This is a genomic window from Anaerosolibacter sp. (assembly GCF_029240175.1).
GTDB lineage: Bacteria > Bacillota > Clostridia > Peptostreptococcales > Thermotaleaceae > Anaerosolibacter.
In genome coordinates, this window is record NZ_JARBTM010000016.1 from 134,848 (window position 1) to 152,567 (window position 17,720).

At 40.3% G+C, this 17,720-nt stretch carries 16 protein-coding genes; 2 read left to right on the forward strand and 14 right to left on the reverse strand.

The window, feature by feature from the left end; all coding sequences use genetic code 11:
* Positions 1-14: 14 nt before the first annotated feature.
* From K0R93_RS12480 to K0R93_RS12495, 4 genes are all read right to left on the reverse strand, one after another.
* Complete coding sequence (locus K0R93_RS12480) at positions 15-983, reverse strand: MBL fold metallo-hydrolase (protein ID WP_330685157.1); 969 nt, start codon at positions 981-983, stop codon at positions 15-17.
* 255 nt (positions 984-1,238) lie between these two features.
* Positions 1,239-1,847 carry a TetR/AcrR family transcriptional regulator gene (locus K0R93_RS12485; protein ID WP_300301781.1) on the reverse strand — a complete coding sequence of 203 codons (609 nt, stop codon included), beginning with the start codon at positions 1,845-1,847 and terminating at the stop codon, positions 1,239-1,241.
* Between the two features lie 97 nt (positions 1,848-1,944).
* The gene (locus K0R93_RS12490) at positions 1,945-3,078 is read right to left on the reverse strand and encodes an alpha/beta fold hydrolase (RefSeq protein ID WP_300301783.1); all 1,134 of its coding nucleotides are present in this window, start codon (positions 3,076-3,078) and stop codon (positions 1,945-1,947) included.
* Positions 3,079-3,543: 465 nt separating this feature from the next.
* A complete protein-coding gene (locus tag K0R93_RS12495) occupies positions 3,544-4,575 on the reverse strand; it encodes a hypothetical protein (RefSeq protein WP_300301785.1) in 1,032 nt (343 codons plus the stop codon).
* Between the two features lie 267 nt (positions 4,576-4,842).
* On the opposite strand from K0R93_RS12495, the gene K0R93_RS12500 reads away from it, so the two are divergent.
* On the forward strand, positions 4,843-5,469 hold the full coding sequence (locus tag K0R93_RS12500) for a GTP pyrophosphokinase (protein WP_300301787.1): 627 nt from the start codon (positions 4,843-4,845) through the stop codon (positions 5,467-5,469).
* Between the two features lie 41 nt (positions 5,470-5,510).
* On the opposite strand, the gene K0R93_RS12505 is transcribed toward K0R93_RS12500, so the two are convergent.
* The 8 genes from K0R93_RS12505 to K0R93_RS12540 form a co-directional block, all read right to left on the reverse strand.
* Complete coding sequence (locus tag K0R93_RS12505; RefSeq protein ID WP_300301790.1) at positions 5,511-7,379, reverse strand: ABC transporter ATP-binding protein; 1,869 nt, start codon at positions 7,377-7,379, stop codon at positions 5,511-5,513.
* Positions 7,376-9,103: an ABC transporter ATP-binding protein gene (locus tag K0R93_RS12510; RefSeq protein ID WP_300301793.1), complete on the reverse strand. Its 1,728-nt coding sequence runs from the start codon at positions 9,101-9,103 to the stop codon at positions 7,376-7,378. The genes K0R93_RS12505 and K0R93_RS12510 overlap by 4 nt, the downstream gene beginning before the upstream one ends.
* A 39-nt stretch (positions 9,104-9,142) precedes the next feature.
* Complete coding sequence (locus K0R93_RS12515) at positions 9,143-9,598, reverse strand: MarR family winged helix-turn-helix transcriptional regulator (RefSeq protein ID WP_300301796.1); 456 nt, start codon at positions 9,596-9,598, stop codon at positions 9,143-9,145.
* A 163-nt stretch (positions 9,599-9,761) separates the two neighbouring features.
* On the reverse strand, positions 9,762-10,991 hold the full coding sequence (locus K0R93_RS12520) for an aminopeptidase (RefSeq protein WP_300301799.1): 1,230 nt from the start codon (positions 10,989-10,991) through the stop codon (positions 9,762-9,764).
* A 258-nt stretch (positions 10,992-11,249) separates the two neighbouring features.
* On the reverse strand, positions 11,250-12,263 hold the full coding sequence (gene hutG, locus K0R93_RS12525; RefSeq protein ID WP_300301800.1) for a formimidoylglutamase: 1,014 nt from the start codon (positions 12,261-12,263) through the stop codon (positions 11,250-11,252).
* Between the two features lie 191 nt (positions 12,264-12,454).
* Complete coding sequence (locus K0R93_RS12530; protein WP_300301803.1) at positions 12,455-13,642, reverse strand: CaiB/BaiF CoA transferase family protein; 1,188 nt, start codon at positions 13,640-13,642, stop codon at positions 12,455-12,457.
* Positions 13,643-13,786: 144 nt separating this feature from the next.
* Complete coding sequence (locus tag K0R93_RS12535; protein WP_300301806.1) at positions 13,787-14,437, reverse strand: GntR family transcriptional regulator; 651 nt, start codon at positions 14,435-14,437, stop codon at positions 13,787-13,789.
* Between the two features lie 79 nt (positions 14,438-14,516).
* Entirely contained in the window at positions 14,517-15,290 is a 774-nt protein-coding gene (locus tag K0R93_RS12540; protein ID WP_300301809.1) for a GNAT family N-acetyltransferase, read from the reverse strand.
* Between the two features lie 183 nt (positions 15,291-15,473).
* Here K0R93_RS12540 and K0R93_RS12545 point away from each other — a divergent pair, with 183 nt between their 5' ends.
* Positions 15,474-15,734, forward strand: coding sequence for a glutaredoxin domain-containing protein (locus K0R93_RS12545; protein ID WP_300301812.1), 261 nt, complete (start codon positions 15,474-15,476; stop codon positions 15,732-15,734).
* Positions 15,735-15,805: 71 nt separating this feature from the next.
* On the opposite strand, the gene K0R93_RS12550 is transcribed toward K0R93_RS12545, so the two are convergent.
* Positions 15,806-15,910, reverse strand: coding sequence for a MetS family NSS transporter small subunit (locus tag K0R93_RS12550; protein WP_300301815.1), 105 nt, complete (start codon positions 15,908-15,910; stop codon positions 15,806-15,808).
* Positions 15,911-15,932: 22 nt separating this feature from the next.
* On the reverse strand, positions 15,933-17,426 hold the full coding sequence (locus K0R93_RS12555) for a sodium-dependent transporter (protein WP_300301818.1): 1,494 nt from the start codon (positions 17,424-17,426) through the stop codon (positions 15,933-15,935).
* Between the last annotated feature and the right edge of the window lie 294 nt (positions 17,427-17,720).

A 17,720-nucleotide genomic window follows, 5' to 3' on the forward strand; every position in this document is an offset into this window, starting at 1 on the left:
CCTCCTCCCCTATGCTAGTATACGCAATAGTATAATATCCCATTTTCCTGGGTCTTTTCAGCTAAGCCGATGGCTGCTAGATGCTCTAAATGGGACATGGCTTCCCCTGCGGCAAACCATTTCTGAGGACCGGGAAAGTCTTCCCATGTATCATATCTCAAATCCCAATGCATCCGTGATGCCGTATCTCGAACCGTCCTTCTCTCGCCCTTAATAATTCCCATGATCTCATCTAGGCGCTTCTTATGATGCTGTAAAAGCTCATCGATGCGCCGTTTTGGATCCCTTATGATATTGCGATGGGCTGTAAAAAGATAGTCAATATCGTATGCACGCACTTTCTTTAGACTGTTAAAATAAATCGATAGAATATCCTGATCAAATCCCCAAAATGCTATATTGGGCGTAATTCTATCTAGGATATGATCTCCACCGAAAAACAACTTGTGTTTTTTCTCATAAAGTCCTATCTGTCCAGGCGTATGTCCTGGAATATCTACTACTTCAAAGACATACCTTCCTATGTTTAGAATATCTCCTTCCCCCAGTGCATTAAAATCGATGGGTTTCTTGGGGCAGTATTTATATCCTGGGTGTTCTTCAAAGGAGATACCATCTTGCCCTAGGCCAAATAGGACATTGTATTCTTCAAACGTCTCCCAATATTCCTTCTTTGTCATCTCATTGATCATGTGGCCATCTATGGCACCAGCATATACCTTAACCCCTTCATGGTTTAATTCGGCAGCGAGACCTGAATGGTCTGAATGCAAGTGAGTAATCAATAAGTCTGTTTTCTTTAAATCTATGCTCAGTTCTTGGATTCCTCCCATCAACGCATCTCTACAAGCCTCACTATTGAAGCCTGTATCGATGATTAGATTCCTGTCTTCCGAGATAACAACATAGCTGTTGACTGCTCTTAAGGGATTATTAGGCAGGGGAATCTCTATTTGATAGATGTTAGGATATACTTGTATCATTATGTATTCACCTTCTCCTTCGTTTTTATAAGCCATGAAAAATTCAAAATATTTTTCTACCATCCATGTATAAGGTTCTGAAACCTGTCAATACTATCACTATCGAGAAATTGATGTCCCGGTATTTTAGTCCCCCTTTAATGCCGACCCATCCATCAAGTTCTCGATTTTTTATTTTTCTTATAATACTATTATAGCCCAATGATATAGAAAAGCCAGTCTATCCTAAAACAGACTGGCTCGTTCATGTCTTTTCTACTCTTTTGCCCTCAATCCATCACACATAAAATCAATTAGATAATTTAAATCTCCCTCATACTCCTGTACCTTTACTGCATTGGTGATCTCTGCCATATGGGTGAACAAATACCCGATCAATCTCTGAACAAATTCTTTGGGTAAGTCCGTTCTCAGATCCCCTCTTGTATATGCTCGATCAATCAACAATTTCATAGGGTCATTCTCATGGAAATTATATTTTTTTAGGGCTTTTACATAAATTTCACTGCCCTTTTCCTTGGTAAAGCTTTCTGCAAAATCATTGATTTCTGGATTATTTCCTGCAAATTCAATCCCAAGCTTCGCTTGAAGTTTAAGAATTGTAAAGATATCCTGCTGAAAATCCTCTGGCTTCATAGCTTGACCAAGAAACCTCTTCTTCTCTTGGATCAAAAGCTCAATGAGATAAAAGTATAACTCTTCTTTGTTCTTAAAATGATAGTAAAAGGTACCTTTGCTAATCTGGGCTTCTTTTAGTATGTTGTTAAGGGAAGCACTTTCATAGCCTTTCTGGCTAAATTCCTTAATCGCTGCATCTATAAGGTACTGCCGTCTCTCAAAGCTTTTCTCTTTTTCCTGATCCATTGTTTTTCACCTCTACTGTCAATCATTTCATCCACTGCATCGAATTCTGATAGCTATCTATTCTTTTATCTCTAATTCTACATTCATTTTATCTAAATTATAATTTCTCTTCAATCCATTTTGTCATTACATCCAGTGCCAAACCGAAGTTCCCCACCTGACAGTGATTTTGACCTTGCTCTTCCCTTGTAAATATCCGTTCTGTAATAGATTTTGCACTTTTCAGGGCTTCTATCTGTTTATAATGCATTTTTAATGGAATGAAATGGTCTTCAGCACCTGTTAGAATCAATACATCCTGGTTTACTAACTCCGAATGCAGATTTTTCTCATTCAGCTGAATCATTGCCATACTGGCATCAAAAGGGTTATCTTTTTTGGTAATATGCATCAAATTATAAATCCCCCATTTATTCTGGTCACTAGCCTTTGCTTTCACTTTTGCCATGTAATTCATCATTTTAGGAAACCGGAAGAATAGTTTTGCGAGCTTTGCTACCGGTTCTGGGGGAATCTGCATGTAATCAAATGCAATACTGGATGCAATGACCCGCTTGATCCTAGGTTCAAAGGCAGCTGCACGGAAACACAGCCATCCTCCCATGGAAATACCTATCCACGTGACTGACTTCAAATCAAAATAGTCTAGAATAGCCTTGGCAGGTTTTTCCCATTCATGGGTCAAAGGCAGGCCGTATTTTTTTAGGGCCCCACCCTGTCCTGGTCCTTCAAATAGGATTACTTCATACCCTAGGTCTGCAAAATAACAGGCCATGGAATAAAACTCTTCAATGAAGGAATCAAATCCCCCGTGAATGACAATCGTATCTTTTGTCTGTTTGGTGTTGGAAGGAATTCTCATAGCAGGAAGATATCCTTTTTCATATGGGACAAATACCCTTTCTATCTTATCTTCTGAAAATACTTGATGATAAAAAAGGTCTATGAACTTCTCGTACAGTAACTGCTTGTCAGGGTCTGATGGAGATACAAAAAATTCTGCCGCCCGATAATAGAATGCTCCATTCATCGTTCGCCCTTCTTCCAAGGCCTTCTCTGCCTGGCGAACCATCTCGCCTTTCCAATCTTCTATGGATTTTATTTTCTTTCCTGCCTCTATCATATCTTCAAACCTTGCATAGCCAAAGGAATACCACCGATTCAATTGAAAATCCATGATTTTTGTTGGATGAAACTTGTGATATCCTACAGGGAAATGAAACTTTGTCATTTTCATCACTCCTTATCTATTCCAATAGGTTCTTGATGGGAATGTAGTAACAATAAAAGATCATTTTCTATAGACCATTCAGTCTAGACCAATAAGTCTATTATATATATTTCCCCAATCCTTGTCAATAAACACTCCATTTGTCTAAATCATATTCAAAAGACAAAAATAAAAAGGCGATTATTATAATCACCTTATGAGCTAATTCTCGTTAGCTTGTATAGTTACCCATTATATCTCTTCGTAACAAATAAAAGATACGACAGAAGATCGAGATCAAGATTGAGATCGAGTAAAGACGGTAGGGGCGCGGGTTTCCCCGCCCGAAGACCCAAGAGATCAGCAGAACAAGGGCAGGATGACCCTGGTCTACGGGTTTCAATCTCGATCTTGATCTGCGGCATTTATGCCGCATTGTCCTACATACACGTAATACTTCTTTTGCTACATTCTATTAGACATCGATCAAAATTTCCTAATCAGCCTCATCAAATCACTGAATAATCCATAGCCTGTTTGTTCAATCTCAGGGTCGTGTTCAATGACGGTCAGTTCACCCATTAAATCCGTTTGAATAGACAGTATAGATGAGGTTCCTGTTACGCTGGCAAAAACATGATCATTGGAGATCTCCATGGGTTTCACCATACCTATAACTTTCCCGTCATCCACCATTCCCTGGCAGATCAGCTTGATCACTTTTCCTGCCTGCTGGGCCTTCAGTATATCCTCATAGGTGACATCCTCTATACCTTTTCTTTGTATTTCCCTTGGTGTGATATTTGCGTCCATCAGTACATTCAGTAGTGCTGCAGTTTTCGCAGCTGCATCCCATCCTTCTATATCCATAGAAGGGTCTGCCTCCACAAAACCTCTTCTTTTCCCTTCATTCATAGCATCTTCAAAGCTTTTCTCATGCGCCATTTCCTCTAGAACAAAATTGGTGGTGGTGTTCAGGATTCCTTTTATTCCCATAACCTTGCACATGGGCAGGGTTTCATCCACTAGATTGAACACAGGGGTGCCATCCATGACCGTCGTCTCGTGAAAGAAGTAGACCTGCTGCTTTTCTGCCATGGTTTTTAATTGGTGATATGCCCATGCAATAGGGCCCTTATTGGCAGTGATGACATGTTTTTTTCTGCCAAAGGCTGTATGGATATGATCGATGGCCGGTTGTCCTGTAAAGATATTTAAGGGCGAAATTTCGATGAGTACATCATAATCTACTTTCTCAATGATTTCTAAGGTAGTCCATTCCCGATAAGCTTCCCACGTCTTATCGAAGCATCCTTGACATTCCAAGTCCTTAAGGGTCTTTTTTAAATCGATACCATTTTCGTCCACCAGATTTCCCCTGGTTGCAGTAGTAATAGCTACCGTCTTCAGCTTCCAACCCATGGTTTTATCTAATGCTTCCTGCTTATCTAAAATGATTTTTGCCAAGGCTTTCCCTGCATTCCCAAAGCCTACCATCGCAATTCTTATTGTTTTCATTTCTGTTCCCTCCTCACCAAAGATATACATACTAACTTCTATACATGCTAAATGTTTCCTGCTGTCTAACGATTTTCCTTTTCTGTAAAACTTCTAAGACTTTCACTCTTATCCATCTAAGATCGTTGGAAAACTTTACATCTATGACCTCTTATTGTATGCTAAAATATAGATAGCCTACAAAAAACAAATTTCGACATGTGTTATAATGAAAGTAGTTCATATAATACATACGCTCATATTTACAAAAACAGGAGTGATTTTGTCATGGAAGCCATGAAAATACCTAGGGATGTAGCTGAATGGAAAAATCTAATACTTATTTATAAATTTGCCCTTAAAGAAATCGATACCAAGTTAAATATTTTGAATGAAGAATTTCAGTTTATTCATGCCCATAACCCTATTGAGCATATCAAATCCAGAGTGAAAACAACGGACAGCATCATCAGCAAATTAAAACGTAAGGGCCATGGTGTCACCATTGAGGATGCAAAGGAACATATTCATGATATTGCTGGAGTTCGGATCATTTGTTCTTTTACATCGGATATCTATACCATCTATGACTTGATTAAGAACCAGAGTGATGTGAAAATTGTGGAGGTAAAGGATTATATCAAAAATCCTAAGCCCAATGGCTATCAAAGTCTCCATCTCATCGTTGAGATTCCTATCTTTCTTTCTGACCGAGCCGAACCAGTGAAGGTGGAAATACAAATCCGTACCATTGCCATGGATTTCTGGGCAAGTTTGGAGCATAAAATCTTCTACAAGTTTAATAAAGCTGTTCCAGAAGGTATCACTGACCAACTGAAAGAATGTGCCGATGTTGTTTCTAACCTAGATCATCGAATGCTTTCTATTCGAAACGTCATCGCCCAATATAAATAGACCATGAAGATTCATGGTCTATTTATATTGAAATCCTTATATCAGCTCACTTGGCTACCTGCAAACTGACTGTTATACAGGTCTGCATAAAAACCGCCTTTGTCTAAGAGCCCTTGATGCTTCCCCTTCTCAATGACACTGCCGTTATTCATGACCAAAATCAAATCTGCATTACGAATGGTTGATAGTCGATGGGCGATGACAAAACTGGTTCTTCCATTCATCAGCTCCCCCATGGCTTTCTGTATATTCAGCTCGGTCCTTGTATCTACACTGCTGGTGGCCTCGTCCAGTATCAAGATTGCTGGATCCGCCAGAATAGCCCGAGCAATGGTCAACAGCTGTTTTTGTCCTTGGGAAATATTCGAAGCTTCCTCATTGAGCAAAGTATCATATCCATCTGGAAGGGTTTTGATAAAGTGATGGGCCCGGGCAGCCTTGGCTGCTTCAATAATTTCTTCTTCACTGGCACCCTGACGGCCATAACCAATATTCTCTCGGATGGTACCATGGAAGAGCCAGGTATCTTGCAGCACCATACCAAAAATACTTCGCAGGTTTCCTCGTTTTATATTTCGAATATCTCTTCCATCAATGGTAATTCTGCCCTCTTTGATTTCGTAAAAACGCATCAATAGATTAACAAGGGTCGTTTTTCCCGCCCCCGTCGGTCCTACAATAGCCACGGTTTGACCTTGCTTTACATCAATGTTTAGGTCTTCCATCAGTATAGAATCCTCCTGATAACCAAACCTCACATGTTCAAACCGTACCTCTCCTCTAGGAGAAGTAATTTCATTTACATCCATGGCATCCGGTATCTCCTCCGCCTCATCCAGCAGTTCAAAAACCCGCTCTGCCGAAGCCACGGTAGATTGAAGGATATTGGCAATATTGGCTGTCTGTACGATGGGCTGTGTAAACTGTCTGGAGTACTGAATAAATGCCTGAACATCCCCGATCTGGATTGTCTGTCTCGTCACAAGAATACCGCCGACCACGCAGACAAATACATACCCGATGTTGTTGATAAAGCTCATGAACGGCATGATAATACCTGAAATAAACTGAGCCTTCCATCCCTCATGATAGAGCCTTTCATTGATCTGATTAAACTGTTCAACAGATTTCTTTTCATGACCAAAGGCTTTTACAATGGTGTGGCCTGTATACATCTCCTCCACATGGCCATTCAGTTCTCCCAATGCCTTCTGCTGCCCTGCAAAAAATTTCTGAGAACGAGAAGTTACGGCCTTCGTTACCATCACATACAATGGCAGGGTTACTACACAGATCAACGTCATCAGCGGACTGATGGATAACATCATGATTACAATGCCTACCAAGGTGATGACCGATGTGATGAGTTGGGTCATGCTTTGCTGCAGTGTACTACCAATATTATCAATATCGTTGGTAACACGACTCAATATTTCCCCATGGGTACGAGAATCAAAGAATTTTAGGGGCAGCCGTGCAAGCTTATCATTCACAGCTTCTCGGATATCATAAACGGTTTTTTGGGCAACACCGGCCATAATGAACTGCTGAATATAACTAAAAAAGGTACTGATCAGATATAGTCCTCCTAGAATCAGAAGTATCTGAAAGATATAATCGAAGTCAATCCCGGCTCCTGGAACACCCTGGATTTTCATCATGATTCCCTCGAACAGCTTGGTTGTGGCTTTCCCCATAACCTTTGGACTGAAAATGCTGAAAGCAGTGCTTAAAACTGCCATAAAAAATACGATAACAAATTGAAAGCTCCGGGGTTTTAAATAGACAAGCAGCCGTTTCATTGTACCTTTAAAATCCTTTGGCTTTTCCCCAGGCATTCCCATGCCATGGCCCATGGGCCCTCCGCCAAATCTTCTACCGCCTACATGACCTCCACGTTGTTCACTCATGCGATTTCCTCCTCTGAAAGCTGCGACGTTACAATCTCACGGTAAACTTTACAAGTGTTTAAAAGCTCTCTATGTTTTCCCATTCCTACAATTTCCCCTTCGTCCAAGACAATGATCCGATCTGCATCCATCACCGTGCTTACCCGTTGGGCTACAATTAACACCGTAGCATCCTTTGTCTCTCTCTTAAGGGCAGCTCGGAGCTTTGCGTCAGTTTTGAAGTCTAAGGCAGAAAAGCTGTCATCAAAAATATATATCTCTGGTTTTCTAATCAATGCTCGGGCAATGGCCAGCCGCTGCTTCTGTCCCCCAGATACATTTTTCCCCCCTTGGGCAAGAACCGATTCAAAGCCATCCTTCATCGTTGCTATAAAATCCATAGCCTGAGCCGTTTCTGCTGCATGTCTGATTTCCTCATCCGATGCATTTTCTTTCCCATATCGAATGTTTTCTGCAATGGTACCTGTAAAAAGCACAGCCTTTTGAGGTATCAATCCAATTTTAGCCCGAAGGCTCTCCTGAGAGATTTCACGGACATCCACATCATCCACTCGTATACTTCCGTCGTTCACATCATAGAATCTGGTGATCAAATTGATCAAGGTCGATTTGCCCGAACCTGTTCCACCAATGATCGCTGTTACCTCCCCTGGCCCTGCCTGGAATGTAATATCTTGGAGGGCTGGCTGTTCGGCTCCTGGGTAATAGAAGGTTACATGCTCAAAGGCCACATAACCTTTTTTATCATTTCCTTCCTTTATCTCATCTGCATCTTCAATCTCTGGAACCATATCTAACACTTCATTGATCCTTATGGCCGATGCGGAAGCCCTCGGGATCATAACGAACATCATAGAAACCATGATCAGGGAGAACATGATCTGCATGGCATATTGGATAAATGCCATCATATCTCCAACCTGCATGTTCCCATTGTCGATACGAATGCTCCCAAACCAGATAATAGCAATGGTCGTAAAGTTCATTACAAGCATCATCATCGGCATGATCGCAGCCATAATCTTGTTGACGCGAATGGCATTATCCGTTAAATCTCGGTTTGCATCGTTAAAACGTTTCTTTTCATGATCGATACGATTAAAAGCACGAACTACTCGAATCCCTATTAAATTTTCCCGAAGTACAAGGTTTAGCTTATCCAGCTTTCCCTGCATCACTTTAAAAAGAGGCAGTCCCTTGCGCGCCACAGAGAATATTAAGACTGCTAGTACTGGGATGACAACGACGAAGATTAGTGATAGCTTTGCATCCTTAGACACTGCCATAATAATTCCCCCAATGCACATCATGGGTGCACTGACCATCATACGTAATCCCATAATCATCACTTGCTGAACCTGATTGATATCATTGGTCGTTCTAGTGATCAGTGAAGCTGTACCAATCTTGTCAAATTCATGAAGAGAATAGCTCTCTACCCTTGAAAAAACTTTGCCACGAAGATCCCTGCTAAAAGCCGTTGCCGTTTTAGATGATAAAAATGCAGCCCCAATAGAACAACTGGTTCCAAGTGCCGCTACTAGGAGCATCAATCCCCCGATGCTGATAATATAACGGGTATCTCCATTGACAATCCCTTTGTCTACGATATCTGCCATCAAGGTAGGCAAGTACAGCTCTCCTAAAGATTGGAAGAACAGAAGAGCCAAAACCGCGACAACCGTATTTGTATAGGGTCTTAAAAATTTCAGTAGTTGTATCATCCTTTATCAGCTCCATTCCAAGATACTATTCATCCAAAATTACCCTCGATTTCTAATATTCTTTTCTATCGTATTGTGTAACTTCAACAGCTGCACCTCGATTTCCATTAATTCATCAGATTCTAACCCATCTATCAGTCCACCAAAATGCTTTCTGCTTTTTTCTCGCATCTCATTAAACATTTTTTTCCCCTCATCTGAAATGTCAAAGTATATATTCCTTCTATCTTCCTGATTCTCAATCCGTTTCACATAACCCTCATCTACCAACTTATTCACAGTCAAACTCAAAGAGCTTTTCGCCAGGTTTAAATGATTGCATAAAGTAGTTAAATTGGCTTTGGGATGCTTTTTAATCATCTTCATGATAAATACCTGATGCATGGTTAGGTGTTTACTCTCTAGTTCTTTCATCATTACGTGACTGATGTTCATATGAATTTTTTTTAACAAATCTTGAATTTGTTCTGGTGTGCTATGCTTTAACTCTTCCATAATTACGCACCTTTCTTTCGTTTTATATACGAACTGTTTTATTATAAAACTATTTTATTATGATGTCAACTCCTTGTGCTTTTTACTTTTCTCATTACACCATAATAGGTGCTCGGCAGCATTTTAATAAAGGGGACGAATTCAGATGAATTCGTCCCCTTTATTAAAATGCGAAATTTCCATTCTTAAATATTGGTATTTCTCGTCCATCTATCGTCGTACCCATGATCTCTAAATCTGCTGTTCCGAGCATAAAGTCCTCATGGGTAAGTGAATCATTTACCCCTGCCTTTTCTAATTCTGCCTCTGACATATCTTCGCCGCCCTTTATACACACGGGATATGCTTTTCCTATGGCCAAATGACAGGAAGCGTTTTCATCAAAAAGAGTATTGTAGAACAATATATTTAAATTTGAAATCGGTGAGTCGTATTGAACCAATGCAACCTCTCCAAGGTATAAGGCCCCTTCATCTGTTTCTAAGAGCTTTTTCAGGACATCATACCCTTTTTTTGCACTGAAATCTACGACTTTTCCATCCTTAAATGTAAAGGAGAACTCATCAATCAAATTTCCATTGTGGTTCAAAGGCATGGAGCTGACTACTGTCCCATTGACTCCTGTCTTCTTTGGTAAAGTGAAGATTTCCTCTGTAGGCATATTGGCGATAAACTCTACACCTCTAGGGGTATAGTCCGATCCGCCAAGCCACAGATGTCCTTCTGGGAGTTCGATCCTTAAATCTGTACCCAAAGAATTTTTATAATGTAGCATCTTAAATTGATTTTCATTGAGGAATGCCATTTTTTCCTTCAAATTGTTTTTATGTGCTTCCCAGGCTGCCACAGGGTCTTCTTGGTCTGCCCTTACAGTCTTACATATGGTTTCCCATAGCTTTTCCACTGCATCATCCTCCGAAAGTCCTGGAAAGACCTTCGCTGCCCAAGCTGGCGTTGGAACCGATGCCACGCACCATACGTTTTTGTTGGCCATTAGTCTTTCATAATATTCTTTTAAAGCAGTGCTCCGAACCTTTTCTGCCTTCGCCATTCTTTCGGGATTAACATCCTTCATCAATTCTGGATCAGAAGCAGAAATGCTTAAGAATGCTGCCCCTTGATTTGCATAGGATATGTATAACTCCTTCTGCCAGGATGGAAATTCTTCAAAAATTTCCTCTGGCCCATGGATAAATCTAATTTTTGAGAACAACTCGTCTCTCCAATTCATTACCACATCCTTCGCCCCTTCTTCATAGGCAATTTTGGCAATCAATCTTGCAAAGGAAGCACATTCTATGGGTGTGGTAATCACTAAAATCTGATCTTTTTGAATGTTTACCCCTGTTTTTACAATCAACTGAGCATATTTTTCCAGCAAAGCATGATCCATGATAAAACCCCTTTCACTCGTCGTATAGATCCTTTGTTTCTATATTTTCCCCACGAGTAAAATTATACCACACCATTGTAAAAACATACCATTTCTTTTAAAAAATCTTAAAAGTATGCGTAGCAAAGCTACGCAAGGTTGAGGCTGAGGTTAAGGTTGAGAATTTGCTTCTGTCCGACGCTGGGGGTCTTTTACTTACCCTTAGCCTTAACCTTAACCTGGGCACCTTAGTACGCATTTTCCTACACCCTGCCCTACCTAAAGGGCCAGATCGTGACCTTGGCATAGGGTATCTATGACAGAAAAAATCAATACCTTTGCCAGGTTTGCAGTTGTGTTGTCTTGATCGAATCGCGGGGATACCTCGGCAATATCAAAACTCACTACTTTATTGGACTTCAATATATATTTTATAAATTTTATCACCTTTTCAGGTTCTAGCCCTAAGGGCTGGGTGGCGCTGACCCCCGGCGCAAAGGCTGATGAAAATACATCGGCGCAGATGGTCATATAAATATGGTCATTCCCTTTTATAAATTGATCAAATCTTTCTAATAGACTCCAGCTGTCCCCATCAATAATATCTTTTGCAAGGACATATTCTGCCTCCAATCGATCTGCAGTTTTGAACAAATCGATGGTGTTGCTGTGCTTCTGTACCCCTACACAGAAATAGGAATAATTCAACGCTTGCTCCTGACACTGGTCGGCTATTTGCCGGAACATGGTTCCTGAACTTCCTCCATTGGGATAAGGCCTCAGATCAAAATGAGCATCGAAATTAATAATACCGATATTGGGTTTTGCATTGTTTTTCTTTGTATGATTAAGTATCCCCTGATAATGACCAAAAGCTACTTCATGTCCTCCTCCCAGTACAATAGGAAAAAGATTTAATTCCAGAACCTTTTCAACGGCTTTTGCAAGCAATTCTTGACTTTCTTCTAGGGTACTGTTTTCACAGTATATATTGCCTGCATCGAAAAGCTTCACTTCTTGGGTAAATCGGCAGGGTAGATTGGACAGCTCCCTCCGAATGTTTTGGGGCCCATTGGCAGCGCCTGCCCTTCCTTTATTACGTTTTACACCTTCATCACAGCAAAATCCGATAAAGGCAAAACCTAACTTCCCTGTAAATGGAGCCAAGTCTTTTTCCCTTAAATCTATGGGTTGTATCCATTGGTGCCATCGGAAGGTATCGTAATTACTTTCACTATCAATCCTTCCCTGCCAGGCTGATGCTTCTATGGTTTTATAATTATCGTCAAACATGTTTTCCTCCAAGTGTGTTTTCTATACCATTACTACATTAGTAGATATGCTGTATCCCTGTCAATGTAAATTTCATCCATTCAATCCACTGGAATACAATGTATTTCTAAAGAGTATTCCCCATCCAGATAATTCTAGAAAAATATGGGATGCTTTAAAGCATCCCATATTGATATAATTTTTTTCAGTTATTAGAAGATATTTTCGTTCTTTAAAGCATCTATTTCCTCTGTACTCATACCCAACAATTCCTTTAAAATCTCTTCTGTATGTTGTCCTAACAATGGTGCATGGGTACGTACAGTGCCTTGAGTCTCGCTCATTTTGATTGGTACCCCTGCCATTTTTAAGTGCCCAGCTACAGGATGGTCTACTTCTACGATCATATCTCTTGCCAATACCTGTGGATCTTCCATCACCTTATCGATGGTATTGATTGGTCCATTTGGAACCCCTGCTTTGTCCAATAGATCTTGCCATTCTTTCGTTGTCTTTGTTTTTGTAACTGCAGTAATTAATGGCACTAACTCCTCAACATGCTTCGTTCTTTGTGGATTGGTCTTAAATCTTTCATCTTGGACCCATTCTTCAGTTCCGAACAATTCACACATCTTCACGAATAGTGCATCGTTACCCGCTGCGATCATGATTTCACCATCACTGGTTTCAAATGGCTCAAATGGTGTAATGGAGCTGTGTCGATTGCCTGCTGGTTTTGGTGGCGTTCCTGTCACTACATATCTGGCGATGGCATTTTCTAAGATCGCTACCTGGCAATCTAACATGGCTACATCCACTTTTTGACCTACGCCAGTATTGTTACGATAGTTTAATGCTGACAATATCCCGATGGTTGTAAATAATCCAGCGGTAACATCTCCGATGGATGGACCAACTCTGGTTGGTTTGCCTCCCACTGGTCCTGTAATACTCATAATTCCGCCCATGGCCTGTACAACGGCATCGTAGGCTGCCCTTTTGCTATAAGGGCCAGAGTGACCAAATCCTGAAGCTGCTGCATAGATAATTTTAGGATTAATTTTCTTTAGATCTTCATAGCCTAAGCCTAGCTTCTCCATGGTGCCAGGTCTGTAGTTTTCTACCACCACATCTGCCTTCTTCACCATTTCTATAAATAGTTCTTTTGCCTTCGGTGCTTTTAAGTTTAGTGTTATACTTCTTTTGTTTCGGTTTAAGCTCATAAAATATGCACTTTCATCCTTGATATAGGGCCCAAATTGTCTTGAATCATCTCCTACCTCAGGCGCTTCAATCTTGATTACATCGGCACCCATATCTGCCATTACCATAGTCGCATATGGACCTGCTAATACCCTTGTTAAGTCTAATACCTTAATACCCTCTAATGCCTGTTTCATAAGCTTCTCTCCTTTTCTTTTTCAGTATTGTTGACGCTTTATATAAAAAACTCTTTAATATATTATTCATATCCCCTAAAAAAATACTAACTAAGGGAATTCTATTCTAGATTTAACCGAACTCTTGTTTTAAGGAGGTTCTATCTACTTCTTTTCTGATTTATAGGACTGAAAGAAAACTTCAAAAGCTTTTTCCTTGTGCTTTCTAAGAATTTCCTGGGACCTTTCAACATTTTTTTCCTTTATTGCATCCAGCCATTCTTTATGTTCCTCTAAGGATTCTTTTGGCCGCGTATCTGATTTCGTAAAAAGTGTTCTATAGAATGCAGATTTCTCCCAAAGACCCATAATCATTTCGTGGAGATAGTGATAAGGGCTGGCCTTATAAATACACCCATGAAATTCCTTATTAAGCTCTGCATATATCCTATAGTCTCGATCTTCTAAAGCCGTCTCCATTTCTTGAATCAGTTCTTCTAGTTCCTTAATCTGGTTGTCATGTATATAGGGAGTAGCTAATTTTGCCGCCAAAACTTCTAGCTCTGTTAAGATAAGAAGGATTTCCTTCAGTTTATCCACCTCGAAAGAAGCAACCCTTGCTCCTATATGGGGTATTACCTCCACAAACTCATCCTGCTGTAGTCTTTTGATGGCTTCCCTTACTGGCATAGGGCTTACATTAAACTCTGCGGCCAAATCTGAAATAATAATCCTCTCTCCAGGCTTTAGCATGCCATCTATGATCTTATCCTTCAACTTTTGATATATAATGTCATTCTTTGTTAGAAAGTCCATGTACATCACCTCTATAATTGGAATTATATCATATATTATATCAAATATCAAATAACTATTTATTGATATCAAATATCATTTATTTTTCATAATGCATCACTTGATCAAAGGGCATAAAGCCCAAGCTTTCATAAATACGCCCCGCATCTATATTATCATACTGCAAATATAGGTCTTTACCTTCCCTAAGCAGCTGTCCGCATAATGCTTCTACACATTTAGTTCCCAATCCTTTTCTCTGAAATTCCGGGTCTGTGGCAACACCAACAATCAGAGCAGCATGATCCATTTCAAATTCACTTTGAGCCACAGCTGCGATTTTCCCATTTCTGCGAATGCAGAGTCCTCTCCCCCTACCGCTGTTGAGTCTTTCCTCCATCACAGGCTTTCCACTAAATCCAGTAAATACTTTCTCGTATATGGCCACCACCTCATCTAGATCTTGAACCCTAAGCACATCTATTTCATCAAAAACAGTGGTCCTTAATCTATGATTTTCCACGGCTAACTTGGCAATAATGGCACCGCCATGGACAGCGGAAAATAGATTTTTACCTAGGAACGAATCGCAATAGGAAGCAGGCCCAATCAAAGCCTTAAATTCCATCTTTCCCATGGATTCCGCAAATCCTTCCACATCAAAATCCTCCCAGGCATAGAACTGCAAATTCCCTAATTTACGTCTAAAGAGCACTGCCTTTAATTTCCCTTCATGATCCCATTCTCCTATGATCCTTTCGTATACCCTCTTGGTATTCTCAAGTCCTAGGCGAATGAAATAATTCCTTCCAATGTCTTGCTCTATAAACTGAAGCACTTCTCCGTATTCTTCCTCGAGAATTTCCCTTATCATGCTTATCCTCCAGATCAATATAAAGTGTTATTTTATGTACTCACCCTTTGTTTTGATACTCAAATTTGGGTATAATATTTGTATCTTATTGATGCAGGCTCTACTTGTATTCTCTCATAAGTTGCCCATCTAAGAAAACAATTATCTCAACATAATTAACATTTAAAAAAGGAGGGTATCCAAATGAAATCTGTATTGATGTTTACCATGGAGGCATGTCCATTCTGCAAGGAAGCCAGTACATGGATGGAGGAGCTCAAAGAAGAAAATGTGAAGTATTTTAACATCGACATTAAAAAGATTGATGAGCGGCGTCAGCCTGATATCGCCAATAAATATGACTATTATTACGTACCCACATACTATGTAGATGGCGAAAAGGTTCATGAAGGAGCCGCCACCAAGGAAATTGTGCGAAAGATATTAGAAAAGGCCTGCGAATAGTAAGTAGGGCAGCAAGAATAAAATCTTCTTGCTGCCCGTTCTCATTTCAACAATATGTTCAATAAAAATCCTTAATTTGTCTTCCCTTTCTTTATTGCTATGGCCAAGGTCACTGCCAATCCACCCCATAGTACCGTAGCGCCAAAGAGAAAGAATATGAGTGATGTTCCTGTCATCTTCCCTGCCTCCTTTGACTTCTTATTTATAATTTTCCAAGCTGTTATTCTTCCAAGCTTTTTTACTCAACACAACAGATAATAAAATGCCTAAACCGATTACGCCCCATCCCAGTATGGCAAGGGCCAGGGAAGGATATCCACCATAAGGCGACTTAATTTCGTTCACAATATTTTGCACCAACATAAATGTCAACACTGTGGGCGTTACAAACTTGATCATCACATCCCACCACTTACCAATGGAATAGTAGGAGATGGCATTGGTATGCTCTCTGATTTGTCCAGGTCCTAATAACCATCCGATAACAACAGCTTCTGCCAAACCAACGACTACAATACCATAAGAGTTGATAAATGCATCGATGATATCTAGGAAATATAGTCCTGCCCCTGTGGCATAGAAAATACTTACCAAATAGCCCCCAACAGCAGCCAATGTGACAACCTTTTTTCTGTCCATTCCTGTCTTGTCTATGATGGCTGATGAAAATGCCTCTACCAAGGATACGGAGGATGTCAATCCTGCAAATACAAGACAAGCAAAGAAAAGTACCCCAAATATTTTTCCGAAGGCTCCCATCATGGTAAACACCTTAGGGAAAACAACAAAAGCAAGTCCAATACTTTGTGAAGCAACTTCATCAATACCTACCCCTTGACTCGATGCCATGAATCCTAGGATTCCGAAGACCCCTATGGCTGATAAAAACTCAAAGCCACTGTTGGCAAAGGCCGTCATAAACGCTGTATTATTAATATCTGTTTTCTCCGGTAGGTAACTGGAGTAGGTCATCATAACCCCCATGGCTAAGCTTAGTGAGAAAAATACTTGGCCATAGGCAGCGATCCATACCTTCGGGTCCATAACCTTTGACCAATCAGGTGTAAATAATTTGTTCAATCCAAGACTTGCACCTGGAAGGGTTGCTCCTCGGATGACGATAATAACCATAATGCCGATAAGGGTTGGTAGTAATATCTTGTTAAGCTTTTCAATACCGCCAGAAACACCTCGATAACAAATGAACCAATTAATTACCCAAAGAGCTGTAATGCCAAAGAAGATTGGCCATACCATTCCCCCTAAGTCAAAGGGTGCACTAGATAATTTTAAGAAATCATTAAAGAAAAAGGCGTTGGTGTCTGTTCCCCATGCTTGGGTTAGACTAAAATACAAGTAATTTACTGCCCAGCTTAATATCATTGAATAATAGGTCAATATGATAAATGAGTTGATACTAGGCCACCAGCCCAGCCATTCCCATTTCTTATTCGCTCTTGCCATTGCCAAGGGGGTAGATCCCTTGTATTTATGTCCTAATCCATATTCTAAAATCATCAGCGGTATACCCGCAGTAAATAGTGCGAAAAAGTAAGGAATTAAGAAAGCACCTCCGCCATTAGAGTACAGCAGATACGGATATCTCCAAATATTTCCTAACCCTACAGCTGATCCAACTGCTGCAAGAATAAATCCTAGTTTTGATCCCCATTGATCTCTTTTTTGCTCCATCTCGTCACAACTCCTTCTACAATGTACGTTTTGATTTTTTCAATGTGTATACTTCATATTTTTTGTTTCTTTGATCTTGGGACAAGGTCTGGCCAGACTTATTCCAAATGGATAAATGTTTTTCAGGAGAATAAAAAGAGCGTCTCCGACGCTTTCGCTAGGGGAACCTAGTTCCCCTTCGACGGCTGCAAGGCAGCCTGAGCACCCCTCTGAATACGGCGGGGAATACTTCCCCTGCACCCCTGATTTTTTTATCTAATAGGAAAGTAGAACTTTCCTATTAGATAAAAAACT

Coding starts and splice junctions, on each gene's coding strand:
- K0R93_RS12480 (WP_330685157.1), bottom strand. CDS start 983: ATGATACAAGTATATCCTAACATCTATCAAATAGAGATTCCCCTGCCT.
- K0R93_RS12485 (WP_300301781.1), bottom strand. CDS start 1,847: ATGGATCAGGAAAAAGAGAAAAGCTTTGAGAGACGGCAGTACCTTATA.
- K0R93_RS12490 (WP_300301783.1), bottom strand. CDS start 3,078: ATGACAAAGTTTCATTTCCCTGTAGGATATCACAAGTTTCATCCAACA.
- K0R93_RS12495 (WP_300301785.1), bottom strand. CDS start 4,575: ATGAAAACAATAAGAATTGCGATGGTAGGCTTTGGGAATGCAGGGAAA.
- K0R93_RS12500 (WP_300301787.1), top strand. CDS start 4,843: ATGGAAGCCATGAAAATACCTAGGGATGTAGCTGAATGGAAAAATCTA.
- K0R93_RS12505 (WP_300301790.1), bottom strand. CDS start 7,379: ATGAGTGAACAACGTGGAGGTCATGTAGGCGGTAGAAGATTTGGCGGA.
- K0R93_RS12510 (WP_300301793.1), bottom strand. CDS start 9,103: ATGATACAACTACTGAAATTTTTAAGACCCTATACAAATACGGTTGTC.
- K0R93_RS12515 (WP_300301796.1), bottom strand. CDS start 9,598: ATGGAAGAGTTAAAGCATAGCACACCAGAACAAATTCAAGATTTGTTA.
- K0R93_RS12520 (WP_300301799.1), bottom strand. CDS start 10,991: ATGGATCATGCTTTGCTGGAAAAATATGCTCAGTTGATTGTAAAAACA.
- hutG (WP_300301800.1), bottom strand. CDS start 12,263: ATGTTTGACGATAATTATAAAACCATAGAAGCATCAGCCTGGCAGGGA.
- K0R93_RS12530 (WP_300301803.1), bottom strand. CDS start 13,642: ATGAAACAGGCATTAGAGGGTATTAAGGTATTAGACTTAACAAGGGTA.
- K0R93_RS12535 (WP_300301806.1), bottom strand. CDS start 14,437: ATGGACTTTCTAACAAAGAATGACATTATATATCAAAAGTTGAAGGAT.
- K0R93_RS12540 (WP_300301809.1), bottom strand. CDS start 15,290: ATGATAAGGGAAATTCTCGAGGAAGAATACGGAGAAGTGCTTCAGTTT.
- K0R93_RS12545 (WP_300301812.1), top strand. CDS start 15,474: ATGAAATCTGTATTGATGTTTACCATGGAGGCATGTCCATTCTGCAAG.
- K0R93_RS12550 (WP_300301815.1), bottom strand. CDS start 15,910: ATGACAGGAACATCACTCATATTCTTTCTCTTTGGCGCTACGGTACTA.
- K0R93_RS12555 (WP_300301818.1), bottom strand. CDS start 17,426: ATGGAGCAAAAAAGAGATCAATGGGGATCAAAACTAGGATTTATTCTT.